At 40.6% G+C, this 25,220-nt stretch carries 23 protein-coding genes; all 23 read left to right on the top strand.

All coding sequences use genetic code 11. The features are described from left to right. Positions 1-12: 12 nt before the first annotated feature. The 23 genes from rfbC to H8S51_RS15625 all read left to right on the top strand — a co-directional run bounded on the left by rfbC (position 13) and on the right by H8S51_RS15625 (position 25,219). Complete coding sequence (rfbC, locus tag H8S51_RS15735) at positions 13-597, top strand: dTDP-4-dehydrorhamnose 3,5-epimerase (protein WP_022112666.1); 585 nt, start codon at positions 13-15, stop codon at positions 595-597. Between the two features lie 10 nt (positions 598-607). Next, positions 608-1,441 (top strand): ABC transporter permease, encoded by an 834-nt coding sequence (locus H8S51_RS15730; RefSeq protein ID WP_022112665.1) that lies wholly within the window; start codon positions 608-610, stop codon positions 1,439-1,441. A gap of 59 nt (positions 1,442-1,500) precedes the next feature. Beyond that, on the top strand, positions 1,501-2,778 hold the full coding sequence (locus tag H8S51_RS15725; protein ID WP_186899895.1) for an ABC transporter ATP-binding protein: 1,278 nt from the start codon (positions 1,501-1,503) through the stop codon (positions 2,776-2,778). A 26-nt stretch (positions 2,779-2,804) separates the two neighbouring features. Beyond that, complete coding sequence (locus tag H8S51_RS15720; RefSeq protein WP_186899894.1) at positions 2,805-4,859, top strand: class I SAM-dependent methyltransferase; 2,055 nt, start codon at positions 2,805-2,807, stop codon at positions 4,857-4,859. Positions 4,860-4,914: 55 nt separating this feature from the next. Continuing rightward, positions 4,915-6,336 carry a sugar transferase gene (locus H8S51_RS15715; protein ID WP_207724049.1) on the top strand — a complete coding sequence of 474 codons (1,422 nt, stop codon included), beginning with the start codon at positions 4,915-4,917 and terminating at the stop codon, positions 6,334-6,336. 14 nt (positions 6,337-6,350) lie between these two features. Beyond that, a complete protein-coding gene (locus H8S51_RS15710; RefSeq protein ID WP_186899893.1) occupies positions 6,351-7,637 on the top strand; it encodes a P-loop NTPase family protein in 1,287 nt (428 codons plus the stop codon). After that, positions 7,627-8,700, top strand: coding sequence for a DUF6077 domain-containing protein (locus H8S51_RS15705; RefSeq protein ID WP_117920397.1), 1,074 nt, complete (start codon positions 7,627-7,629; stop codon positions 8,698-8,700). Before H8S51_RS15710 ends, H8S51_RS15705 begins: the two co-directional genes overlap by 11 nt. A gap of 12 nt (positions 8,701-8,712) precedes the next feature. Continuing rightward, the gene (locus H8S51_RS15700) at positions 8,713-9,513 is read left to right on the top strand and encodes a hypothetical protein (protein WP_186899892.1); all 801 of its coding nucleotides are present in this window, start codon (positions 8,713-8,715) and stop codon (positions 9,511-9,513) included. Then, on the top strand, positions 9,514-10,692 hold the full coding sequence (locus H8S51_RS15695) for a hypothetical protein (protein ID WP_118209355.1): 1,179 nt from the start codon (positions 9,514-9,516) through the stop codon (positions 10,690-10,692). It begins immediately after the preceding gene. Beyond that, complete coding sequence (locus H8S51_RS15690; protein ID WP_117920403.1) at positions 10,661-11,866, top strand: glycosyltransferase family 4 protein; 1,206 nt, start codon at positions 10,661-10,663, stop codon at positions 11,864-11,866. Before H8S51_RS15695 ends, H8S51_RS15690 begins: the two co-directional genes overlap by 32 nt. Then, complete coding sequence (locus H8S51_RS15685; RefSeq protein ID WP_118209354.1) at positions 11,863-13,023, top strand: glycosyltransferase family 4 protein; 1,161 nt, start codon at positions 11,863-11,865, stop codon at positions 13,021-13,023. Before H8S51_RS15690 ends, H8S51_RS15685 begins: the two co-directional genes overlap by 4 nt. Before the next feature lie 67 nt (positions 13,024-13,090). Then, complete coding sequence (locus tag H8S51_RS15680; protein WP_118209353.1) at positions 13,091-14,245, top strand: glycosyltransferase; 1,155 nt, start codon at positions 13,091-13,093, stop codon at positions 14,243-14,245. 11 nt (positions 14,246-14,256) lie between these two features. Then, positions 14,257-15,171: an NAD-dependent epimerase/dehydratase family protein gene (locus tag H8S51_RS15675; RefSeq protein WP_117920409.1), complete on the top strand. Its 915-nt coding sequence runs from the start codon at positions 14,257-14,259 to the stop codon at positions 15,169-15,171. A gap of 13 nt (positions 15,172-15,184) precedes the next feature. After that, positions 15,185-16,129, top strand: coding sequence for a glycosyltransferase (locus H8S51_RS15670; RefSeq protein ID WP_186899891.1), 945 nt, complete (start codon positions 15,185-15,187; stop codon positions 16,127-16,129). A gap of 32 nt (positions 16,130-16,161) precedes the next feature. Then, entirely contained in the window at positions 16,162-16,995 is an 834-nt protein-coding gene (locus H8S51_RS15665) for a glycosyltransferase family 2 protein (RefSeq protein WP_186899890.1), read from the top strand. A 45-nt stretch (positions 16,996-17,040) separates the two neighbouring features. Further along, entirely contained in the window at positions 17,041-18,186 is a 1,146-nt protein-coding gene (locus H8S51_RS15660) for a DUF262 domain-containing protein (RefSeq protein WP_186899889.1), read from the top strand. After that, entirely contained in the window at positions 18,176-19,255 is a 1,080-nt protein-coding gene (locus H8S51_RS15655; RefSeq protein ID WP_186899888.1) for an AAA family ATPase, read from the top strand. Before H8S51_RS15660 ends, H8S51_RS15655 begins: the two co-directional genes overlap by 11 nt. Further along, positions 19,248-20,093: a hypothetical protein gene (locus H8S51_RS15650; protein WP_186899887.1), complete on the top strand. Its 846-nt coding sequence runs from the start codon at positions 19,248-19,250 to the stop codon at positions 20,091-20,093. The genes H8S51_RS15655 and H8S51_RS15650 overlap by 8 nt, the downstream gene beginning before the upstream one ends. Before the next feature lie 12 nt (positions 20,094-20,105). Continuing rightward, positions 20,106-21,038, top strand: a complete 933-nt coding sequence (locus H8S51_RS15645) for a glycosyltransferase family 2 protein (protein WP_241070768.1) — start codon at positions 20,106-20,108, stop codon at positions 21,036-21,038. Positions 21,039-21,046: 8 nt separating this feature from the next. After that, positions 21,047-21,823 (top strand): glycosyltransferase, encoded by a 777-nt coding sequence (locus H8S51_RS15640; protein ID WP_117920416.1) that lies wholly within the window; start codon positions 21,047-21,049, stop codon positions 21,821-21,823. Between the two features lie 2 nt (positions 21,824-21,825). Then, the gene (locus tag H8S51_RS15635; protein WP_186899885.1) at positions 21,826-23,310 is read left to right on the top strand and encodes a flippase; all 1,485 of its coding nucleotides are present in this window, start codon (positions 21,826-21,828) and stop codon (positions 23,308-23,310) included. Positions 23,311-23,371: 61 nt separating this feature from the next. Next, entirely contained in the window at positions 23,372-24,394 is a 1,023-nt protein-coding gene (locus tag H8S51_RS15630; RefSeq protein ID WP_118209346.1) for a DUF6077 domain-containing protein, read from the top strand. 15 nt (positions 24,395-24,409) lie between these two features. Beyond that, on the top strand, positions 24,410-25,219 hold the full coding sequence (locus H8S51_RS15625) for a hypothetical protein (protein ID WP_117920422.1): 810 nt from the start codon (positions 24,410-24,412) through the stop codon (positions 25,217-25,219). Position 25,220 lies beyond the last annotated feature (1 nt).

The raw sequence follows: 25,220 nt of genomic DNA, 5'->3' as shown, positions 1-25,220 counted from the left end.
GGATCAATAATTATGGGAAAAATTAAAGTAACACATGACTGTAATGGAATAGAGGGACTGAAGGTAATTGAACCGGCAGTATTCGGGGATGCCAGGGGATATTTTATGGAGACATACAATTACAACGATTTTAAGGAGGCAGGAATTGACTGCCAGTTCGTACAGGATAACCAGTCTGCCTCAAAAAAAGGTGTGCTCAGGGGCTTACATTTCCAGATCAACCATCCGCAGGATAAACTGGTTCGAGTGGTAAATGGAGAAGTGTTTGACGTTGCAGTGGATTTAAGAGAAGGCTCTGAAACATTCGGAAAATGGTTTGGTATTGTCTTGTCTGCAGAAAATAAAAAACAGTTCTTTGTACCAAAGAATTTTGCACATGGATTCATCGTGCTGTCTGATTATGCAGAGTTCTGCTATAAGGTTACAGATTTCTATCATCCAAATGATGAGGGCGGTATTCTCTGGAATGATCCTGCAGTCGGTGTCGAATGGCCAATGCCGGAAGGAATGACACAGGCAGATCTGATCCTGTCTGATAAGGACAAAGTGCATGGTGGATTTGATGCATACTGCAGGGAACGTGGAATCGTAAGATAGGAGCTTTCATATGACAGAAAACAAAAAAAATGTCTGCCTGCCCAAACGTCTGATCGCCAGCCGGAAACTGATCGTTAATCTTGCGAAAAATGATTTTAAAAAGAAGTTTGCAGGCTCTTATTTCGGTGTGGTATGGGCTTTCATACAGCCGGTGATCACAGTGCTTTTATACTGGTTTGTCTTTGAGTTTGGACTGCATCAGAAAGTAAATGATTTAAGAACAGGGATTGAGGTACCGTTTGTACTCTGGCTGATGGGTGGTCTTGTGCCCTGGTTTTATTTTCAGGAGGCTTTAAATGGAGGAACCGGAGTCCTGGATGAATACAGTTATCTCGTAAAAAAAGTTGTATTCCAGATCGATGCACTTCCGGTAGTAAAATTAATCTCTGCACTATTTACACATGCATTTTTTGTTGTGTTTATGCTGGTTGTTTTTGCAGTTATGGGATTTTATCCGGATCTTTATGTGCTTCAGATTGTTTATTATTCGTTTTGCATGGTGATCCTTACAGCAGGACTGATTTATGCGACAAGCGCCGTGACGGTATTTTTCCGTGATATGAAAGAGGTTGTTTCCATTCTTTTACAGATCGGAATGTGGGTAACACCGATCATGTGGAATTTTGAGAGCATGCAGGGCATTCCTAAATGGGCTGTGCTCCTGCTTAAGCTAAATCCGATGTATTATATTGTTTCGGGATACAGGGATGCACTGATCAATAAAACGGCATTCTGGGAATATCCGGGACTGACATTGTGGTTCTGGGGAATCACGCTGTTTATTCTCTGGGCAGGAACGACCATGTTTAAGCGTCTGCGTGTACATTTTGCAGACGTGCTGTAAAGCATCGTAAGAATGAAAATGTTGTTTTTATTAGAAAGCAGCGCAAGAATGAGGATAGTATGGATAATTTAGCAATCAGGGTAGAGGATGTCTGCAAGGTCTACAAACTTTATGATAAACCTTCTGACCGGTTAAAGGATGCACTTGGACTGGTCAGAAAGAACCGTTTCAAAGAACATCATGCATTAAAGCATGTGTCATTTGAAGTAAAAAAAGGTGAGACGATCGGCATCATCGGAACGAATGGTTCCGGAAAATCTACCATTTTAAAAATAATTACAGGTGTTCTGAGTCCGACGAGCGGTGAGGTGGAGATCGATGGAAGAATCTCAGCACTGTTAGAGCTTGGAGCCGGATTTAATATGGAATATACCGGAATTGAGAATGTCTATCTAAACGGTATGATGATGGGTTTTTCACGCGAAGAGATGGATGCAAGGTTAGATGATATCTTAAAGTTTGCAGACATTGGCGAATTTGTGCATCAGCCGTGTAAGACCTATTCAAGTGGTATGTTTGTCCGGCTTGCATTTGCAGTGGCGATCAATATTGATCCGGAGATCCTTATTGTGGATGAGGCACTGTCAGTCGGAGATGTATTTTTTCAGGCAAAATGTTATAAAAAATTTGAAGATTTCAAGGCACAGGGAAAGACGATCCTGTTTGTAAGCCACGATATCAGCAGTGTGGCAAAATACTGTGACCGTGTGATCCTGCTCAATAAGGGAGACAAGTTAGCAGAGGGAAATGCAAAGGATATGATCAACCTTTACAAAAAGGTTCTTCTCAAAAACTCGGACAAGATCACTGGCGGTAAGATTTTAGAGAATGACGCATCAGATGGAAAGAAACTCTGGAAATCTAATTACCAGCTCAATCCGGATGTCAATGAATATGGAACCGGAGAGGCAGAGATCATTGACTTTGCACTGATCGATGAATATGGAAATTATACGAACTGTATCCAGAAAGGGACGTCTTTTACTATTAAATCAAAGGTAAAATTCCTTTCTGATATACAGGACCCGATATTTACCTATACATTTAAAACAGTGCAGGGGACTGCTGTTACCGGAACAAACACGATGTTTGAAAAAGTGGGGATCGGAATGGCAAAGACGGGAGAAACCTATGTGGCAGCGTTTCGTCAGAACATGGATATGCAGGGGGGTGAATATCTGTTATCCATCAGCTGTACCGGTTATGTCGGAGGCGAATTTCGTGCTTACCACAGATTGTATGATGTGGTTGGTGTGACGGTGGTGTCCGACAAAAATACAGTAGGTTTTTATGATATGAACTCGGAAGTTACGATTGAAAAATGTGATGACAAATAAGCAGAGAGCGCGCAAACAGGAGAACTATGGGACATGTAATGGTGCCGGAGAGGCTTTTGGAAATCGTACAACAGAATAGTGAAAAAGCATATCCGCAGATCATCATGGATGAGGCATCTTATCCGTATTTGTTTCATTTGTCGGATATCAGGCAAAATCTGATCGCATTTCTGCCGGTTACAAAACAGATGCACGTTTTAGAGCGAAACGCAGGCTGTGGTGCATTGACAGGAAAATTACTTTCTATGGCATTGCATGTGACAGCAGCGGTGGAGAGCATGGAGGAAGCAGAAATCCTGCGGGCACGTTACAAAGATGCAGATAATCTTACGGTATCGGTTATTTCAGATGCTGATACAGGAACAGAGAAAAACGTACTTTATCGGGATCAGACGTATGATATGATATTGATCGCCGGAGAATTTTCAAGGTATCAGAAAGAGCTTTCCTGTATGAGAGAACATCTGGCTGACAGCGGAAAACTTTATGTGGCGGATGCCAACCGTCTGGGACTAAAATATTTTGCAGGGTGTCAGGAGGAATACCGCGGTGGATATTTTACCGGACTGGAAAATTACGATGAAAATCCCAGAATATTCACAGCGGATGAGGGGGATGTAAAACCCAGGGTTTACACCAGAAAAGAGTATGAACAGATCTTAAAAGAAGCTGGATTTCCTGAAATTTATGTATATTACCCATATCCGGATCACAAGTTTCCTGCCTGTATCTACTCAGATGAATATCTTCCGGGAAAGGGAGAACTTTCAGATAACCGGAGAAATTTTGACAGGGACAGAGTACAGCTTTTTGATGAAAAAAGAGTTTTTGATACGGTGCTGGCAGAAGGGCTGTTTGGGGAACTTACGAATTCATTTCTGATTGAGGCAGGAAATAAGACAGAAGAAAAACGTGTTATCTACTCGAAATATTCAAATGAGAGAGCAAGGCAGTTTGCCATCCGTACGGATATCTGCAAGAATACAGATGGGGAAAAAAATGTAAAAAAATATGCACTTTATCCGGAGGGAAAAGAACATATCTGTCATATGGAAATGGCATACGAAAGGCTGACGTCATGCTATGAGGATGGCAGAGACAAAATTGCATTTTGCGCCTGTCATACAAAAAATGATGTATCTGTATCTGCTTTTGATTCGGGAACCACGTTACAGGATGTAATGGAGCGGGCACTTGAAGCAAACCAGACAGAGCTGGTGAAGAATATTCTTGATGATTATGCAAAGCGTATTATGGAATACGGTGGAAAAAAGAGGTTTTTACTGACCGAAGATTTCAAAAAGGTATTTGGTGAGGTAGATTTTACAGAAGAACCAGAAGCGGTGGATACATGCGATATTGATATGATATTTGCCAATATTTTAATACCGAAGGGCAGCGAAAATAAAATCGGGCAGGCTAAGTGGACAGTCATTGATTATGAATGGACTTTTTTCTTCCCGGTACCAAAGTTATTTGTTTTATACCGTGCTCTTTATTTTGCATACTACCAGATAATGGGGGGCAGGGGAACATCCCTTGATGAACTGTTAGCGTCTTATGGGATTGATCAGACATTAAAAGAGCAGTTTGGCAGGATGGAAGAAAATTTCCAGGCATATCTGGGAAAGGGAAATGTTCCGGTGCGTAATATGCAGCGTGTAATGGGAACGAAGATCATTCCGTTCGAACAACTGACTGACCAGGATACAAAGTGCGCAAAGACAGAAGAAAAAATACAGAATGAGCCTGCCGGGGTAAGAAAAATCTTATACCATATTGACAGACAGGAGTATCAGGACGGCAGTGTGGTCTGTAGTGGATGGGCACTTGCAAAGACATGGAGCGGAAAAATACTTCCGGTTGATATAAAAGCCGTGATGCAGGATGGCACTGCGGTTACAGCGGAACTGGCCAGATATGCGAGAACAGACGTTGCCGATGCGTTAAAACTGCGCAGGGCATGTGATGTTAATAACTGGGGATTTGACTGTGTGTTTGTTGCTCCACGCGAAGAAAGATGGAAACTGGTCTTTTCGTTGGGAAAGCGAAGTGCAGAATACTGTTACCGGAACGAATGACAGTGGGCAGCCGTGCCATCTGACTGTGAAACCGGGGGAAAGGAAAGGACTTGACATGTACCAGACAAGAGAAAAAATTCAGAGTATCATTTTACTGCTGGCAGATTTGGTATGCTTTGCCGTGAGTTATTTCGGGGGTGGATACCTGTGGCTGGTAGGCTATCGAAATGTTTCCATTGCGAACATGAAAATAGAGCTGATGGAGAGCTTTGGCATTGTAATGGTTATTTACATGCTGGTAATGCTTTTTTCGGATATTGAAAATCGCTTCATTGACCGCAGTGTATTTCAGGAATTGTGGGCAGCAATCAAAGCCAGTGTTGTGCTGATCTTTGTGACAGCACTGACCATCTTTTTACAGCATAATAATGCGGAGGCGTCACGAGGCGTATATTTTTGTATTGCACTGGTAAATATGTGCCTGTATTTTGGTGTGCATATTGTAATTAAATATTATCTGTTGCGTGTTTACCGGAATAAAAGAGCAAATAATCAGGTCTTTTTGGTCACAACGGCAGACCGCGTGGAAAAGGTCATCGCGGATGCTGACCATTCCGGTGACTGGATACATCGTCTTGCAAGTATTGCGATCATTGATGACAACCAGATCGGAAAATGGTATCACGGTGTTCAGGTCGTTGCGAATTATGATAACATGTTCCAGTATGTAAAAGAACAGATCGTTGATGAGGTTTTCATCAGTGTGCCTTATGAGTCTGGAGATTCTCTCGCGGAAGTTGTTAACCGTTTTGAAGATATGGGGGCAATGGTACATGTGACCATTGAGATCTTAAACAAGTTCGACGATTATCATAAGAGTTTTAATATGATGGGAAATATTCCGGTTGTTACATTTTCCAACCAGTCCTATGACTGGAAAATGCTTTTTATCAAGCGTGTGATGGATATCATAGGTTCGATCATTGGACTTGCGATCACTGCGGTTGTGACAGTATTTTTAGCACCGCCGCTTCTGATCGAGTCTCCGGGACCACTGTTTTTTGCGCAGAAACGTGTCGGTAAGAACGGCAGGTTTTTTAAGATCTATAAATTCCGCTCGATGTATAAGGACGCGGAGGAGCGGAAAAAGGAACTGGAAAGCCAGAATGAGATGAATGGTCTGATGTTTAAAATGAAAGATGATCCGCGTATCACGAAAGTCGGAAAATTCATCCGCAAGACCAGTATTGATGAACTTCCACAGTTCTTCAATGTTTTAAAAGGCGATATGAGTTTAGTCGGAACAAGACCACCGACGGTAGATGAGTTCAAACAGTATGAATCTCATCAGAAACGCCGTTTAAGTGCCAAACCTGGTATTACCGGGTTGTGGCAGGTCAGTGGACGAAATGAGATCAGTGATTTTGAGGAAGTTGTGAAACTGGATGTGCAGTATATAGATAACTGGAGTATTGGTCTGGATATCAAGATTATCTTAAAGACAATAAAAGTGGTATTTGAAAAAGGCGGAGAATAGAAAGGAGACCTGATATGAGTCAGAGATATGAGAGCAGAAAAGAATATAGTTTGATGGATGTTCTGAAGTATAACTTAAGAAAATGGTGGCTTGCAGCTATTATGGCAGTTCTTTTTGCAGTTATTGTAGGGGGATATAAGGCGAAAACCCTGATGCCTTATATTGAGGCGGAAACTTATGATGAAAAAATGCAGGTGGAAGCATCGGTGCTTTTAACAGAATATAATTCTGAAGGTCTGGTGGAACGTGGCACTAATATTATGAAGATCGCAAAGAGCAGAAGTGTATATCAGGAATTCTGCAAACTGACAGGAATCGAGCTGACACAACAGGCGTTTACAGATATGTTTGACGGTGAGCAGACAGAGGCATCGGACGTTGTTACTTTTTTTGTTGTATATCCAAGAACGAGCTGGGATTATGCTGTAGATGATGAGGAACAGGCAATTACATTTATGAACGGACTGATCCAGGCATTGGATACTGTGACACAAAAGGGATATGGAACAAAGTGTTTTTCGATACTTGATGAGCCGGCATCCGTGCGCAGGGTAGAAAAAGTTGCTTCTTATACTATTTCAAATTCAGAGTTCCGGCAGGCAGTGTTAAAGGCGGTCACGGCAGGAATCCTGCTTGGAATTTTACTGGAAGTTGTATGTTACACACTCTGGATCATGATTTATAAGAAACCAAAGGATGCACAGGAAATACAGGAATGTCTGGAAACCCAGATCGTTGATGTGATCACGAAAAAGAATGAAGAAGAGGAAACCTACAAAAAAGCAGCATTGTTTTTAAGCAATTCGAAAGGGCAGGGATGTCAGAAAATTAATTGTCTGACTGTCGGAAGATTTGCCGATACGACTGCGTCATGTCTTGCAATGTGTTATGCAAATGAAAAGAAAAAAACACTGCTGATCGATCTGAATGCAGCCGAAAGCGAAGAAGCATCTTTAAGTGCCTATATTATGGGAGATACAACGGAATTAAAACTGCAGCAGATGAATGAATATCTGGATACGGTAAAACGAAATACCAAGCAGGAAAAGGGATTTGATCTTGTAGGTAATGAAAAATTTAAAGAGCTGTTAGAACGTTTTTCAAAACAGTATGAGTATATTATCATTAATGGAAGAGATGCAGAAAAAGTGTCAGAAGGATATAAGGCAGCAGCACTCTGTGACAAAAATCTTGTGGTTTGCGGCCGCAGAAATACAAGAATGGAAACTCTTTACATGATAAAAAATACAACCGAAATTAATCATATCCATCTGGATGGAGTGTTAGTGTATGATTTATAAAGATTTTATTTATATGCTTGTATTATTTGTACTGCTTCCTGTGTGGTTTGGATTGTTGTGGGTTGTGTATCTGGATATAAAAGGAGCCTGTATACGTTTTTGCAGTGCATGGGTACTTGGATTGGTCAGCATGTTTGCATTGGGACAGATATTACTTGTACCAATGATACTGACTGGGAAAACACTGACACAGGCAATAAATCTGTGGAAAATACTTCTCGCAATACTTTCTGTTGTTGAGTTTATCCTGTTGTTAAAAAGACAGGGAAATCTGGCAGCGGAGAAAGACAGGGAAAAAATTAAAAAGAAAATAGACGGACAGACAGTCATATTTGCAGTACTTGCAGCCGTTCTGATCTTTACGCAGGCATGGATATCGTATCATTACCAGCATATTGATGATGATGATGCAAGATTTGTTTCCGAAGAAGTCTCTGCGGTAGTACATGATACGATGCTTGTGGATGATCCGATCACGGATGAATATATGTACTGGGATGTAGGGGAAGTAAGGAAAGATGTAACTTCTCCGTGGACAATGTATGTGTCTATGTACTGCAGGATATCAGGAATTGCCCCTGCAATATTTTCACATACCTATTTCCCATTTTTTATGATCATTATCTGTTATGTGCTGTATGGGATGATCGGAAATATTCTGTTTCGTGGCAATCCGGAGAAAACGGCATTGTTTCTGATTGTTTTATCCATATTTCATATTTGGGATTTTACATCAACACATACACTCTCAGCGATGTTTTTACTGCGTATCTGGCAGGGGAAAGCAATCGTGGCAGGATTTATTCTGCCGTTATTGATGTATTTGTTTTATTCGATCTTTCAGAGTGGAAAGCAGAGTATGAGATGGGTGGCACCATTGTATGTTGTGGGTTTTGCATCGTCCCTTTTATCAGGTATGGGAATTATTATGGCACCTGTCATGATGGGATTATATGGACTTTTAGATGGAATATATTACAGAAATTTTAAACGCGTGCTTTGTATATGGATAGCAGCACTGCCATGTGCTGTTTATATGATTTATTATACAGCGGGAATTTAAAAGGAAAGAAATATGGCAGCAGATTTTTATTCAATACTGGACAATTTTAAAAATTTTATTGGCGGACGTACCGGTCTTTTACACTGGGCACTGTTTTGTGCTGCGGTTGTGGCGATATTTTTACTTGGAAAAAAGTACAAAGAGGAAAAACAGGCAGTGCGTTTTCTTGTGTGGCCGTCTGTTTTAGTACTGTTATTTATATTTAATCCATTGTTTTACCGTTACGTCGGCAGTCGTTTTTTTGCCGGTGTATACTGGAGATTATTCTGGATGCTTCCAATTTCATTTTCTGTAGCATATGTGATAGTATGGCTGATCTGCAGATGGAAAAAACAGGCAGTGCGTGTGGCAGTCTTTGTGGCGGCACTTGTTACGATCATGGTCAGTGGACAAAGGATTTACAGCGAAACGACCTTTACAGAGGCAGAAAATGAATATAAACTTCCGCAGGCGGCGATAGATGTTGCTGATATTATAGGAAATTCAGGTTACAGCTGGAAAGTAAAAGCTGTTGTGCCAGATGAGTTATTCTGTTATATCAGACAGTATCGCTGTGATATCGGACTGTTTTACGGCAGAAATGTCGGTGGATTTATCTCCGGCATTGGCGAGGATGAGGATGCCATGCATCAGCAGATGTGTCAGGAAAAGCCGGATATGGAAGTAGTGACGGAGATTGCAAAACGAAACGGGCTCGTATTTTTGTGCTTTAACCGCGAGGAGAAGGAACTGCCGGATGATATGACACCGTATGGGTATCACTATTATATGGAAACCGGAGATTATATCATTTATATACGTGGAGAAGAATAGATGGATCAGATCAGGAAATGGATACAGGAAAACGATTGGAAAAGTATAGGGATCATTGCGTATTATGGCTATTTTGCAATCAATGTGTTAGTAAAGGCATTTGGCTATGACAGCAGTGACCAGATCTATAAATTTTTCATGTTATCGGGAATTATCCTTCTTGGTATCAAATTTATTACGACAAGATATACTTTGAGAGAAGTTGTGATCATTGCACTTTTATTGGGTGCCGGAATGTTCATCTGGGTCATGACAAAAAAGGCAACACTGTTGTTTTTGTTCCTGACCATCATAGGAATGAAAGATGTGCAATTTGGGAAATTGATTGGAATTTCGGTATGGATACGGTTATTCGTAGCGGCTGTTATGGTGATAGGATCGGTATACGGGGTTTACGATATTGGTTATAAGACAACCCCGAATGCACAATATGTCGAGGTGCCGGTATACAGCTTTGGATTTAATGAGCCGAATACCGCATACCTTACGATTTTCCTTCTGCTTATCCTGCTGGTTTATTCTTACTATGAAAAACTAAATGGATGGTGGTTTATTTGTACCTTTGCGGCGGCGTTTCTTTTTTATGAGCTGACATTCTGTCGTACCGGTATTCTTGTTTTCATATTTGCATGGGTTCTGATTGCATATGATAAACTGATAAAAAATAAATATGCAAAATTTATTTTTGTGCTGTCAGTTCCAGTTGGAGCATTGTTTAGTTTTGTTATGATGGTATTTTTTGACAATGAAAATTCCGTGATGAAGATGATTGACCGGTATGTATCAGGAAGGGTACATATCATGGGAGAATATTATCAGGATCAGGGACTTGCACTGCTTCCAAGGAATCAGGAACTTTTTTATGCAAGCTATCATGGATTGATCGATAACTCTTACATGCATATTTTACTGTATTGTGGATGGATCTTTGCACTGGTGTTTTTTGCGGTGATCGTTCTGGCAATGGTAAAACTTTATCAGGCAGGCTGTTATAAAGAACTTGTCATGCTTTCTGTATTTTCATTGTATGCGATCATGGAGCAGTTTGTACTGAATGGATTTATGAATCCGTTTATCTTATTGGTGGGGATTCTTTTATATCCGAATCTGTCAAATCAGATCAAAGAAGGTAAAAAAGAGGAGAAACATGGAAAAATATCGTATTCTTCAAATTCATAATTTTTATCAGATCCCGGGTGGGGAAGATGTTGTGGTACGCAATGAAAAGAAACTTTTAGAAGATCACGGGCATGAGGTTTTTACTTATTACCGCAGCAACAAAGAGCTGAATGAAGGAGGAAAGTTAAAAAAACTTCTGATTCCATTTACTGCGATTTATTCATTTAAGACCTGCCGGGAAGTAAAAAAGATCATTCGCGAAAATAAAATTGATATCGTGCATGTACACAATACGCTGATGATGGTAAGCCCATCTGTATTTTATGCAGCATTTGGGTGTAAGGTGCCGGTGGTACAGACGCTTCATAACTTCCGCATGCTCTGTCCGGCAGGATCTTTTTTCCGCAATGATGTGATCTGCGAGGAGTGTGTGGACGGTGGTTTAAAATGTGCGATCAGGCATAAATGCTACCGTGGAAGTAAGATACAGACAATGGTAAGCTCAGCAATTCTTTGGATTCATCGTTTCCTTGGAACTTATTATCGTGTGAACTTTATCTGTCTGACCGAGTTTAATAAAAACAAACTGTTAAGTTCCCTGGATCCTGGAAAAAAGATTGTTGATCCGAAGCGTGTTTATATCAAACCAAACTTTACTTTTGCGGATGGACTCGTTCCGGTCAGGAAGCAGCCCAAAGAGGAATATTATCTTTTTGCAGGAAGAGTCGAAGCATTAAAGGGAATTGATGTTGCGGTAAAGGCATTTGAAAAACTGCCGGATAAAATGCTTTATGTTGCAGGAACAGGACCAATGATGGATGAGATGCAGTCATATGTCAGCACCCATAATATGAAAAATGTCCGGTTTTTAGGTTATCTGCAGAAAGAAGAAATGACTGAGAAATTTTATAATGCAAAGGCAGTCATTATGACCTCCCAGTGTTATGAGGCGTTTGCAATGACGATCGCGGAGGCATATTCCTTTGGTGTTCCGGTAATTGCAGGTCGTGTCGGAAATATGGACGGTATGGTGAATGAGGGTGTGACAGGCGTAAAATTTGAGTACAATTCCGTCGAGGATCTTGCAAAAAAAGTCTGTGAATTTGAACAGATGGATCTGAATACCTTAAAGGAAAATGCGAGAGAGTTTTACCAGCACCGCTTAAGACCAGAGGATAACTATCAGAAACTTATCAGTATCTACCACAGCATTTCAGAGGAAAAAGAACAATGAAAAAAAAGGCAGTATTTATCACAAATATACCATCGCCATACCGGGTGGATTTCTTTTCTTATATGCAGAAAAACTTCCCGGAATATGAATTTCATATTATTTTTTCCGGCGCAGGCATGGAAAACCGGAAGTGGAATGTAGAGATGGAGGAGATCGAACATTATCATTTCTTAAAGTCAAAGACGATCATTATCAGAAAAAGATTTGATGACCGTTATGTGTTTATTCCGACAGGGGTGGAAAAAACTTTGAAAGAGATCGCGCCGGATGCGGTTTTTGCCATGGAGTACAACCCGACGATCCTTCGTGCAGTACATTGGTGCCGGAAGAAAAAGATACCGTTTATCAGCTGGACGGATGGTACCTTAAATTCCGAAAAAAATATCGGAAAAGTACAGCGGCTGTCGAGAAGCTATATCATAAAGAGGGCTGCAGCTTTTATCGCGAGCAGCACAGCATCGAAAAAAGCACAGATCGCTTACGGTGCCGATGAAAAGAAATGTTTTATTTCATATCTGACTGTGGATATTGATAAATATCTGTATAAAAGACCGGATACACCACAAAAAAGCGTGCCGGACAGAAGCACAGATGCTGCTTGTGCAGTACAGGATATGCAGGTTCAGCTTTTATATGTCGGAAGCCTGATCCAGCGTAAGGGACTTGACCTGTTACTGCCGGCAATCGCAAAAACACCGCAGAATGTGAGACTCTGGATCGTCGGAGAGGGGCAGGAAAAAGATCTGCTGAAAAAGCAGTGCGCAGAACTTGGAATTTCCGACCGTGTGGAATTTTTGGGATATCAGGAGGGTGAACCGCTGCAGAAATTATACCGCACGGCGGATGCCTTTGTACTTCCGACAAGGGAAGATTGTTTTGGACTTGTACTTTTAGAGGCAATGTGTGCGTCACTTCCGATCATTTCATCGAAGTATGCAGATGGAGCTTTCGATCTTGTCGAAGATGGCAGAAACGGATATATCATTGATCCGGAAAATACGGATGAATTTGCGGAGACAATAAAAAAGGTTTCTGCGGGAGATACGGCATCTGCCATGGGAAAAAGGAGTTACGAAAAGGCGCATGAATTTTCTTTTGAACAGGTATCAAAGGGCTGTATCGAGGCACTTTCGTATGTGTTGATGCAGAAAAAATGAGCTGCTCAGAACTTAGGATTATCGTGTGAAAAATTATATTTTCCACACACAGGATTGGAGTTTCATAATGAAAAAAAAGATTTTATTTAACGGACTTGGAAACAGAGGATGGATCGGTGGACTTTATTATATTAAGAACATTATATTCAGCTGCCTGCAGAATGAAAATATCATGGAGCGCTTTTCACTGGTGCTTTTGATCGATCCGGAACACGCAGATATCTTTGACTGCTTTAAAGGTAACTCAAATGTCGATGTCCGTATTTTTGATGGAAATAATAAAATAAAACTGGCACTCTATGAGATGCGTCTGATCTGGTTTGGCGGAGTGAAATACTGCTATGCCTTAGAACTCAACAAGATCGGAAAACTCTTTAAAAAGAAAGGTATCTTCTGGATACCTGACTTTCAGCACAGAACCCTGCCGGAGTTTTTCGGCGCAGAGGAGTTGGCACACAAAGAAAAAAATGATCTTGCCATGACAGGAAGCGATAATCCGATGGTTTTAAGCAGTTTCGATGCGGCAAGGGATTTAGAGCGTTTCTATCCGGGACACCGATGCTCGGTTGAAGTGGTACATTTTGTATCTTACATTGAACCGGAAGTGCGTGCCATTACACCGGAATTAGAGCAGAGTGTCCGTGAAAAGTTTGATCTGAAGCGAAAATATATTTATATTCCGAACCAGTTCTGGCAGCATAAAAATCATATCGTTATGGTAGAAGCAATCGAATGTCTGTTAAAAGAGGGCAGACTCTGTGATTATGATTTTGTATTTACCGGCAATCTGAAAGATTACCGTAACCCGGAATATATCGATAAATTGAGAAAGATCATGGAATCAGATGCAGTTTGTGCTAATATAAAATTGTTAGGATTTGTGGAGCGTACCGAGCAGCTTGCGATCATGAAGAATGCACAGTTTATCGTACAGCCATCACTCTGTGAGGGATGGGGGACGGTCTTAGAGGATGCAAAAGTACTTGATAAAGTTGTACTTTTGTCAAACATCCCGGTACATCAGGAACAGCAGAACAAAAAATGTGTTCTTTTTGATCCACATGATCCGAAACAGCTTGCCGAAACGATCGCGCGCACTGCAGCGCGCGCATCCCTGCCAGAGCATGAAGCTGAATATGCCGGCGACATGGAACAGGGAATCGCAAATATGTACCACGAGGCGAGAGAGTATTCGAGGGCACTTGAGAGAGTGTTTTTATAGGAGGTTTGTCCATGAAAAAAATGATCATCACCGGCGTAAATGGTTTTATCGGAAGATGCGCCATGGAATATTTCAGCAAAGATTACGAGATCACCGGCATCGACTTAGCCGACCGTTACTGCGAGGATAGAGCAGAGATCCACTACTATCAGTGTAATATGTCAAAGGACTCGCAGGAACTCGCCAATATATTTACCGGAGTACAGCCGGATGTGATCTTACACTGTGCCGGCAGTGCAAATGTCGGAGCATCGATTGTAAATCCGATGGCGGACTTAGACGGAAATCTGCACAGTTTATATCAGCTGCTTTTAGCATTGCAGTCATTTGAAAAAAGACCGAAGATCATCTTCTTTTCGAGTGCAGGTGTCTACGGCAATCCGAAGCAGCTTCCAATTACGGAAAAGGATGCACTTTCACCGATCTCCCCATATGGTCTTCATAAACAGATGGGCGAGGAACTGTGCAGTTATTATAACAGGGTGCATGGATATCACATCCGCTGTGTGCGCATTTTTTCTGCATATGGAAGCGGTCTGCGCAAACAGCTTTTATGGGACATCTATCAGAAATACTTAAATACCGGACGGATCGATCTGTTCGGAACCGGAAATGAGACGCGTGATTTTATCCATATTTCCGATATTCTGCGTGCCTTAGAGCTGATCTTAGGATATCAGGGACCGGAGGAGATCTTTAACGTTGCAAACGGCGAGGAAGTGTCTATCCGGGAACTTGCTGAGATTTATGCCGCACAGCTTGGAGAAAAAACGGATATCGTGCGGTTCAACGGTGAGACGAAGGTCGGCGATCCGCAGAACTGGCGTGCAGATATCTCTCTTTTGAAAAAGATCGGATATGAGAAAAAAATGGATCTTACCGAAGGAATCCGTGATTATGTAAGCTGGGTAAAACAGCAGGCATAGAAAGGAAAATAGAATGGAAGAAACAAGATGTTTAGCACCGGTCATATTATTTACCTACAACCGGCCGGAGCATACAAAACGTACCATTCAGGCACTTGCAGCGAATGAACTGGCAGAAGAAACCGATCTGTACGTATTTTCTGATGCTGCAAAAAAAGATGCAGATAAAGGAAAAGTGCAGGAAATCCGTGATTATGTAAAGACTGTGCAGGGATTCCGTCACGTGGAACTGACTGCAAGGGAGCAGAACTATGGGCTTGCAAAAAACGTGATCGAAGGTGTGACTGCAATCGTAAATAAATATGGAAAAGTAATCGTGTTAGAGGATGATCTTGTCACAAACCGCTATTTTCTTTTGTTTATGAACGATGGATTAGACCGTTATGAACAGGAAAAGAAAGTGACAGGAATTACCGGATTTTCCCATTTCGGAGATACATTCTCCTATCCGTGTGAATCCTATTTTAATACATTATCAGGTACAAGCTGGTCATGGGGAACCTGGAGTGACCGCTGGAAATATTTTGATGCAGACTGTGATGACTGGACGGATATGGTTTCCGATAAAAAACTGCGGAAAGCATTTAATTATGACAACACGTATGATTTTTACAAGATCATGAAAATGCAGAAAACTGATACAAAAACCAATTCCTGGGCGATCCGCTGGTACTGGACGAATTTCAGAAAGCAGGGACTGATCTTATCCCCGACAAAGTCATTAGTCAGCAACGAGGGCTGGGATGGAACAGGAATCCACTGCGGCAATGAAAAAGGACCGGTATTCGACCACAGACTGACCACGGATCACAGAATTGTGGAATTTCCACAGGAGATCTGTGAAAAACCCCAAATTCATAAGGCAATGAAAAAAGCACTGATCCATGAGTCACAGCCGAATCTGATCAAACGGATTTACCACATAGTATTCCGGAAAAATTATATCGGACAGGCATAGAATAAATGTGAAATCGGGCAGGAAGGATGAATATGAAGATACTTGCAATTTTTACCTGTTTTAACAGGAGAGAACTGACAGAACGGGGGATGGCAACTCTTTCTGAAAATAAAAATGTTACCTTTGATTATGTGATCTTAGATGACAATAGTTCTGATGGAACACGTGAGATGTTAAAGAAGATGCGTGATGATGGAACATATCAGATCGATCTGATCGAGGGAGACGGAAACAATTTCTGGAATGGCGGCATGCATAAGGCAATCGAGCATATCAAAAAAACACATATGGATTACGATTACTATATGCTGATGAATGATGACACGAAGTTTTTTCCGGGCATTTTTGACGAGATGGCACCGCATCTGAAAAAAGATGAGGTCACTGTCGGAGCCATCTGTGGAGAAAACGGTGGTTTAAGTTATGGTGGCATCAAATATACCAAAGGGATCAAATACAAAAAATTAGGACCGGATGCGCTGGAGGTAAATTGTGATACCTTCAATGCAAACTGTGCTATCATTCCGCGTGAGATCTTTGAAAAAGTCGGCATCGATCCGTTTTATCAGCACAGCATCGGTGATTTTGATTATGGTTTACAGATCAGTAAACTTGGATATAAAATTCATATTTATCCAAAGTTTGTCGGCGAGTGCAATGATAATACACTGCAGAAAACCTGGCAGGACGAGACACTGCCGCGCATGGAGCGTATCCGCTTAAAGGAAAGCCGTAAGGGACTTCCGTTCCGTGACTGGTTCCACTTCCTGCATAAAAACTTCGGACTGGGAACGGCAATTGTACGTTCCATCACACCGTATGTCCGTATTATACTTGGAACAAAGACGAGATATTCCGGCGCATAGAATGGATATAAATACAGAATTTGACAGGATGGGAGGAAACAGAAAGTGAATGAACAGATAGAGGAGCAGGAACTGGAAGATTACCATACCATAGAAGTAGAAGATGAGCAGGAAGAAAAATTAGATTATCCGGATCTGAAAATAAAGATTGATAAAGATCAGTATTCTATTTATGAAATGAAACGTAAATATGACCGTGGGAAAATATGCATGGATCCTTCATTTCAGAGGAATTTTGTATGGAAAAATAAACAGATGTCAGAATTGATCGAGTCAGTTATTATCGGGATCCCTCTCCCGCTGATTTATCTTGCGGAAAGTCAGAGGGGGGATCTGGTGGTTGTTGATGGTAGACAGCGTTTGACAACATTTATAAAATTTTTGAATGACGAGTTCCGGTTAAATGGATTGAGGATATTAAAAGATATCAATGGATGCTGTTTCAGTGATCTGGAAAAGGAGAAACGTTATTCAAAATATGCGACTAGTATAGAAGATTTTCAGTTGGTGGTACAGGTTATTAAATATCCTACACCGGATAAGGTACGATTTGATATCTTTGACAGGGTAAATAGAGGTGGTACACCTTTAAATAAGCAGGAAATGCGTAATGCACTCTATCAGGGGCAGTCAACACAGATGCTGAAGGAGCTTTCAGAGGGGGAAGCATTCTTAGCAGCAACCGGAGGTTCTATATCACCAAAGCATATGAAAGATCGTTATATTATTTTGCGTGCACTTTGTTTTGATCTGTATCAGAAACGGAAACTTACTGATGCAGATGGGAAAATTGTAGAATATCGAAGTGATATTGAGGATTTTTTAGGGACTGGAATGGAATTTTTAAATCGCATGCCTTCAGAGGAACTTCGCGGATTAAAAGAGGAATTTGAAAGGACAATGTGGCATATTTATCATATTATCGGGGATAATGCATTTCGTATCCCTACTGAATATGAGAGAAGAAGACCTATCAGTATGACATTATTTGAAGCATTATATTATCTCTTCCAGCCGTTTGTGCAAATAAAGGAAGAAGATATTACAAAATTGCAGGAGAGTGTGAAAGAATTGCTGAAGGATCCGGTGTTTTTAGAAAGCCTGCAATTTTCGGTGGACAGCAAAAATCACGTGGATATCAGATTCCATAAAGTTATGGAAAAGTATCAGGAGAAGTTTAATGATAAGTAAATTATTGGTAAATCAGTTTAAGTGTATTGATTCTGTGGAGTTGGAACTGGCTTCATTGAATTTGCTGACAGGACCAAATTCAACAGGAAAATCAACATTGATACAGGCGCTGCTTCTTTTGGCACAATGTATAAGACGTGGCGAAATGAGACATGGGGAAAGTCTGTTAAATGGGGAGTTTGCAAAGCTTGGTACGGCACAGGATGTCCGTAATATCTACACAAACCAGAAAAAGTGTGTGATTTCTTTTGAAATGGAACATGGACAGTTTGTGAGTGGGGAAATGGTATTTGAGGAAAATGATGAAGAAGATTCGATAAAACTTACAAATGCTCAATTATTCAAAAATGTTGATATTATATATTTGAATCATGACAGAGTTGGGGTAAAAGATATTTATGATAAAAATCTTGAGAATGTAAGTAGGATTGGAACTGCAGGAGAATATGCATTTGATTATCTGAGCCGTAACAGATTAGAGCCATTACCAGAGCCGGATTTTTCTGTCGAAGTAACAAAAGTAGGAATGAATCTTGGAAATCAGGTGGATTACTGGCTGGAAAAAATTATGGGATACCGTGTCTCTGCAGAAGGAATAGAAAGCACAAATTATGTGAGAGTTGTTTATCAGCAATCGCAGAGTAACCGGAAACTGCGCCCTTATCACATAGGAACAGGGGTAAGTTATGTGGCAAATGTAATTGTTGCTGCATTGTCATGCAAAAAGGGCAGTATTTTTATTGTGGAAAACCCGGAAATTCACCTTCATCCGGCTGCACAGTCAAAATTACTGGAGTTTTTTGTCTATTTATCGACTCGTGGATTACAGATTTTTGTGGAGACACACAGTGATCATATTTTTAATGGTGTCCGGAAACTGATTCATAAAGGTACCATGAAAAAAGAAGATACTGCGGTATATTTTATGAAAAAAAATGAGATGGAGTGTTCTGAGGCAGTGCGGATAGAGATTACAGGAGAGGGGAAAATTAAAAATCAGCAGAAGGGATTATTTGATCAGTTTGACGATGATCTTGATGAATTGCTGGATTTAAACACATATGAATGATATTATTTTAAATGAAAAATCTCTGAACGGACAATACAGCTCCATGGACGAGTTCTATCATTGTATACCGGAGTTTTTAGCGTGTGTGAGTTTTTTTATGAAAAATGAAACATGGAATTTATCACGAAAATCTGATTTATTTGACGCACAGATTACAAAAAATCAGCGTTTTTTTCAGATAAGAGGTGATCGTTCAGATGAAGCAAGAAAGTTAAAACAGATTCTTTGCAGGATGACAGATGATCCACCATATTGGGATGATGCTCCAAAACAGGCAGGAGAATATTATTTTAGAGAAAAATGTGTAACGGGAACTTCACTGGCAGAAGCGTCTGCAAGAACCGGATTTGTATTGTCTTTTCCAAAATCAGATTATACGGACTGCAATATTTTAATCAGATGTGGGGAGCAGATCAGGGATGTATCATCTTTGACTACAAACAAATATCGGAATGAAATGCTTTACCAAAAAGGTTATGTAGATATTTATACATATTTAAAAGAGCGTTTTCATGGAACCAGACTAAATTTTGAAAAAATGGATCAGGCATATGGATTTGATTCTTTTGAAAAATCTGAGATAGAAGAATGTATCAGGGATTTTGAACGATTTGCCAGACATAAGGATTGGGATGCAGTGTTATCGGATCGGTCACTGCATTACAAGGAATATCAGCCATCGAAGAAAAATAACTGGTTTAAGGGAACAGACTATGAAGATGTTACAATTGATAAATTTCGTTGCGGAAATCCAAAACGTTGTTTTGGATTTCGAAAAGAGGATGTGTTTTACGTTTTGCGAATGGAACGGGATCACAGTATCAGTAATTATGGATGAATGAGGATTTATATGGGAACAATCTGTTTTGTGATTTTAAATTATAAAACCTGGCGAGAGGCTGCCGCATGTGCGGAGTCAGTTCTCTCTACACAGCAGGGACAGGATATCCGCATTGTTCTGGTGGATAACGGTTCCGGCAATGGCAGTGAGGAGTCACTTCGGGAAGAATTTGCCGGGGAAAAAAGAGTGCACGTGATCGCAAGTGAAAAAAATCTTGGGTTTGCGCGTGGCAATAATCTGGGCATCCAGTACGCAAGATCTCATTTTGAGCCGGATTTTATCGTGGCAGCAAACAGTGATATCATCTTTGAACAGAAAGATTATTGTCAGAAATTACGCGAGATTTATGAGGAAGAACGTTTTGACATTTTAGGCGGTGATATCGTGGATGCAAGCCGCAGCAGACATTTTAATCCGGTGGCGAAAAACAGGCAGTATACATTAAACTATATGCGAAAGCAGATTGCGGTTTCCTGGGCAAAATGTAAAATGTTCCAGATGATCAAATTATTGCATTTAAAGAAAGCCATTGCAGGTCATTATGGAGTTGTTTCCGATGAAGAGGGACGTGATGTCAAAGATGGAAGCAAGAATCTTACCACGCGCGAGGAGAATGGAAAATCTGTATCCGCGGACAGCCGTGTGAATGAACGGATGAGAGATGTCCTTCTGCATGGCTGCTGTCTGGTCTTTTCGAAAGATTTCTTTCAGAAAATGGATGGGTTTTACGACGGAACGTTTCTCTATGCAGAGGAGGAGATCCTCTATTATCTTGCAAAGAAAAAAGGCATGACGCTATTGTATGCACCGGAGGTCGGCTGCATGCATAAGGAGGCAGTGTCCACTAATTTTGTGATGAAAGATTTTTGTGATGCGAAGATTTTTTATTTCGGGAATATCACGAAATCGTATCGGACATTTTTGAAGTTGATGAAAGAGTGACAGGGAATATGGACAGAGCAGATGTGACGGTGGTATGCTGTTATAATGATCCAAAACAGTACAGAAAGCTGACGGAGGATCTGGCAAGACAGCATTACAACTATACGCTGATAGGAATCGATAACTGCGGGAAGCAGTACAGCTCCTGTGCAAAAGCATTGAATGCGGCAACCGCACAGGTGAAAACAGAATATGTGATATATTCTCATCAGGATATAGAACTGCCGGATGCAGATATGCTGGAGAAGTTTGTAAATTATCTTTTGATGACGCAGAAGGAAGATATTCTTGGAGTGGCAGGTGCTGTGGAGGATAATGACAGACAGGCAAGAGAACATACCTGTGTGTTATCAAAAGTCCGTCATGGCAGGGAACAGGTAGTGGCAGGAGAAAGGGAGTACAGCGGCATGACTGGCTGTGAGACAGTGGATGAGTGTTTTTTTGGCGGTCATACGGAGTTCTTTTTGCAGCATCCGTTTGATGAGATAATTTGTGATAACTGGCATTTATATGGCGTGGAGCGCTGTATGTATACCCGTGCAAAAGGAAACAAAGTCTATGTATGTGATATCCCATTGATCCACACATCTACAGGAACGATTGGCAGGGAATATAATAAGGGATTTTACCGGGTGGCAAAGTGTTATGCCAAAGCTGATAAAAAAGAGGGAACAATGTCTTTGAAATGGCTTCGCACTGTGTGTGGAAGCAGCCGGACTGACCTTATGCACAGGTTATTGTTTTACTGGAAACGTGAGATATTGATACGATTGAACAGGTACTGAAAATGGGAAAAAAATCTCTTGCAAAAAATTCAATATTCAACATGGCATATAAGGGCTTTACGGCCCTTTTTCCACTGATAACGACTTCGTATGTATCGCATGTTCTGCTGCCGGCAGGCGTGGGACGTGTATCGTATGCAAATACGATCGCGGCATATTTTGTGCTGATTGCTTCTTTAGGCCTGCCAAGTTATGGTGTCAAGGCGATTGCGCAGAGCAATGTCGACAAGGAGCAGAGGAGCAGGACTTTTTTGGAATTGTTTCTTATCAATTTTGCTGCAACTGTTCTTTGCACGATCGCATATTATTTATTTGTCAATTATTTTCCGCATTTTGCTGACCGCAAGCCGTTATTCAATGTTATGGGACTGATGCTTATCCTCAATATTTTTAACATTGACTGGTTTTATCAGGGAATGGAAGAATATGTCTATATTTCCGTGCGCAGTTTTATTGTAAAGATTGCATCGTTTGGACTGATGCTTCTTTTTGTAAAGGACGAGAGAGATTATCTGATCTATGCGCTGATCTTATGTATTGCAACGGCTGGAAATAACCTCTGGAATGCATGGAATTTAAGAAAATATATTTCTCTGGAGGGAATCTGCCACAGCAGACAGGGAAAAGTGGCAGATACAGGACTACATATAGGAAAACATATGCGTCCGGTCATGATACTTCTTGCATCATCGATTGCAACTGATATCTATACAATGCTTGATTCGGTGATGCTGGAATACTATTATGGGGAAACAAATGTAGGATATTATTCGAATGCTGTAAAGATTGTCAGAATGACGTATACGGTAGTGATTGCACTTGTAGCAGTTTTTTATCCAAGGATCAGCATGTGTTATAAACAGAAAGATTATAAGACGGGGAATGCGCTGATCAACAGAGGAACACAGATTTTGCTGCTTTTAGCACTGCCCTGTGCAGCAGGACTTTTAGCAACGGCTGAATATGTAGTGCCTCTTTTATTTGGCAGGGCATTTGATCCTGCAATCCCAACACTGAGAATTTTGAGTGTTCTGATATTGATTTTTTCAATCGCATATTTTCTGGGACATATCATCTTAACTGCGACTGGAATGGAAAAAATGATCCTGCGTGCTACGGTTACAGGGGCTGTGGTAAATGTATGTGCGAATTTTGCATTGATCCCCGTATTAAAACAGGATGGGGCGGCTATTGCATCTGTGTTATCGGAAGCAGTCGTTACGGTAATTTTGCTGGTGCATGCGAAAAAGTATTATATATTAAAATTCAGCAGACATTATATACTTACACTGACAATCGCACTTTTAGCAATGTTAGCAGTGACTTTCGGATTGGAACAGTTGATTACGAACCGTGTATGGATGATTCTTTTTGTCATTGCAGTTGCAGGAGTGGTATACTTTGCAGTGTTGATCATATTACGCAATGAAATCGTGGAAGAACTTTGGAAAAAGGTGCGTGTTTATGCAAAACGCAGACAGGGGTGAGTCTTGTTTGTGACAGAATGGCATGATATACTTATAGCCAGAGTAATGGAGAGGTGCAGATATGAATTCAATTACAGGCATTATAATTGCTTTATTTGTGCTTAGCGCTGTGTTTTTTATATTGGGCAGCAGTTTTTGCTGTATATTTGGAACGGAAGAAACGACAGCATTTGAATATCTGTCCGGATTTGTAATATTTCTTACGGTTTTTGCATTAATAGAGATTCCAATTGAGCTATCGGGTATGGCATTTCATGTACTGGTATATGCAGAAACGGCAGTTTTTGTCATAATACTGACAGGATGTATTACATACCTTTTGAGGCAGAACAGAAAAAATAAAAAAATAATTTTTAAGAAACCGGATCAGGTGACGATAATCCTGTTTGTACTGATTTTGCTGCAGATCTTTTATGGAATGAACAATGGAAGCCGGATCAATGGTTATGATACATCTTATTATAACGGACATGCAGCAAATGCTTTGTATACAGATACTATTTACCAGTATAATGCAAGAACAGGCGAATATATCGGGCAGGAAAACTATGTGCATGATTGTTATCCGATGCTGATCGCATTTTTAGCAAGGATATTTGGAATGCATCCGCTTGTGGCGAGCAGCCGGGTACTGGCATGTGTAGAGATTCTGACCGCAAGTCTGATCGTGTATGAAATCGCAAGACGTCTTTCTGACGGCAGAAGAGACATTGCAGACTGGACAGTTGGAATTTATGGATTTATGAGTATTTTATGCTATGAGTTTGAGGAAACATCAGCATTTTATCTGTGGCAGAGAACGGCAGAATCAAAGTCAATGCTGGCTAATCTGTATCTCCCAATGGTACTTTTGGCGATGGTACTTTTAGCAAAAAAAATAGAAAGCAAAAGAAACTGGCTGATACTCTGTCTGATCGCATTTGCAGGTGTATCAATGTCTATCAGCGGTATTTTTATTATCACGGTAATGGTAGGAGCGGGATTACTGTCCATCATATTTGTACAGAAAAAATGGCGGTATCTGTTCCGGGCATTTGTGTGCATGATACCGGGGATAGTAATGGCAATGATTCGGATTTTGTAATGAAAGAGGGATGAAATGCTCGAAGAATGGTTTAATCTAAGTTATTTTCATACAACTTTTCTGGGGTTCTGGTGGAATGTTCTCTATATTGTGCCATATCTGGGATGTTTATTTTATATTATCCAAAAAAAGGACGAGGTATTAAAACAGATATTTGTATGGCCTTTTTTTATTTCACTGGTTACCATTTTTAATCCGTTTATTATGGAATGGGTGTTGAAAAAACTGGGATGGAGAGACCGCTACAGCAGATTTTACTGGATTCTTCCGGTAATGTTTCTGTGTGCATTTATGGGAGCAAAGCTGATCGTAAGGCAGAAGAAAGGTGCTGAGAGAAATATTCTGTTTCTGTTTCTGCTGTGTTTTTTGTATCTGTGCAGCGGCAGGGCAACGGCAATCGAACTTGATGATAATGTTTATAAGATAGATCAGTCAGTCATTGAGGTGTCAGACATGATCGGGAGAAATAAAGATACCAAAAATCCGGTTGTGCTTTGTGATGCGGATCTGTATTACTGGCTGCGTCAGTATGATCCGTCAGTTGTGCTTGCAGTGTCAAATAAAGTAATGGATCTGTACCAGTTTCAGTCAGCTTCCGGTATAGATCCGGAAGAACAGTATAAAAACAATAAAAGGGCATTATCCATGTTTACCAGAGGAGTGGAAATCGATCCTGAGACAGCAAATAAGCTGTTAAAAAAGAATAAAGTACAATATTTTGTCCGGAATACAGAGTATTATTCGGATTATTATATGGATCTGCTTGATCTGGTCTATGTTGATAAGGTAGACGGGTACGAATTATATCGCTGTAATAACGATTAGG

Origin of the sequence: Roseburia rectibacter (assembly GCF_014287515.2) — a bacterium.
Classification (GTDB): Bacteria; Bacillota; Clostridia; order Lachnospirales; family Lachnospiraceae; genus Roseburia; species Roseburia rectibacter.
The sequence above is the reverse complement of the archived record's forward strand: the minus strand, read 5'-3'. Positions and strand labels throughout refer to the sequence as shown.

Coding starts and splice junctions, on each gene's coding strand:
- rfbC (WP_022112666.1), top strand. CDS start 13: ATGGGAAAAATTAAAGTAACACATGACTGTAATGGAATAGAGGGACTG.
- H8S51_RS15730 (WP_022112665.1), top strand. CDS start 608: ATGACAGAAAACAAAAAAAATGTCTGCCTGCCCAAACGTCTGATCGCC.
- H8S51_RS15725 (WP_186899895.1), top strand. CDS start 1,501: ATGGATAATTTAGCAATCAGGGTAGAGGATGTCTGCAAGGTCTACAAA.
- H8S51_RS15720 (WP_186899894.1), top strand. CDS start 2,805: ATGGGACATGTAATGGTGCCGGAGAGGCTTTTGGAAATCGTACAACAG.
- H8S51_RS15715 (WP_207724049.1), top strand. CDS start 4,915: ATGTACCAGACAAGAGAAAAAATTCAGAGTATCATTTTACTGCTGGCA.
- H8S51_RS15710 (WP_186899893.1), top strand. CDS start 6,351: ATGAGTCAGAGATATGAGAGCAGAAAAGAATATAGTTTGATGGATGTT.
- H8S51_RS15705 (WP_117920397.1), top strand. CDS start 7,627: ATGATTTATAAAGATTTTATTTATATGCTTGTATTATTTGTACTGCTT.
- H8S51_RS15700 (WP_186899892.1), top strand. CDS start 8,713: ATGGCAGCAGATTTTTATTCAATACTGGACAATTTTAAAAATTTTATT.
- H8S51_RS15695 (WP_118209355.1), top strand. CDS start 9,514: ATGGATCAGATCAGGAAATGGATACAGGAAAACGATTGGAAAAGTATA.
- H8S51_RS15690 (WP_117920403.1), top strand. CDS start 10,661: ATGGAAAAATATCGTATTCTTCAAATTCATAATTTTTATCAGATCCCG.
- H8S51_RS15685 (WP_118209354.1), top strand. CDS start 11,863: ATGAAAAAAAAGGCAGTATTTATCACAAATATACCATCGCCATACCGG.
- H8S51_RS15680 (WP_118209353.1), top strand. CDS start 13,091: ATGAAAAAAAAGATTTTATTTAACGGACTTGGAAACAGAGGATGGATC.
- H8S51_RS15675 (WP_117920409.1), top strand. CDS start 14,257: ATGAAAAAAATGATCATCACCGGCGTAAATGGTTTTATCGGAAGATGC.
- H8S51_RS15670 (WP_186899891.1), top strand. CDS start 15,185: ATGGAAGAAACAAGATGTTTAGCACCGGTCATATTATTTACCTACAAC.
- H8S51_RS15665 (WP_186899890.1), top strand. CDS start 16,162: ATGAAGATACTTGCAATTTTTACCTGTTTTAACAGGAGAGAACTGACA.
- H8S51_RS15655 (WP_186899888.1), top strand. CDS start 18,176: ATGATAAGTAAATTATTGGTAAATCAGTTTAAGTGTATTGATTCTGTG.
- H8S51_RS15650 (WP_186899887.1), top strand. CDS start 19,248: ATGAATGATATTATTTTAAATGAAAAATCTCTGAACGGACAATACAGC.
- H8S51_RS15645 (WP_241070768.1), top strand. CDS start 20,106: ATGGGAACAATCTGTTTTGTGATTTTAAATTATAAAACCTGGCGAGAG.
- H8S51_RS15640 (WP_117920416.1), top strand. CDS start 21,047: ATGGACAGAGCAGATGTGACGGTGGTATGCTGTTATAATGATCCAAAA.
- H8S51_RS15635 (WP_186899885.1), top strand. CDS start 21,826: ATGGGAAAAAAATCTCTTGCAAAAAATTCAATATTCAACATGGCATAT.
- H8S51_RS15630 (WP_118209346.1), top strand. CDS start 23,372: ATGAATTCAATTACAGGCATTATAATTGCTTTATTTGTGCTTAGCGCT.
- H8S51_RS15625 (WP_117920422.1), top strand. CDS start 24,410: ATGCTCGAAGAATGGTTTAATCTAAGTTATTTTCATACAACTTTTCTG.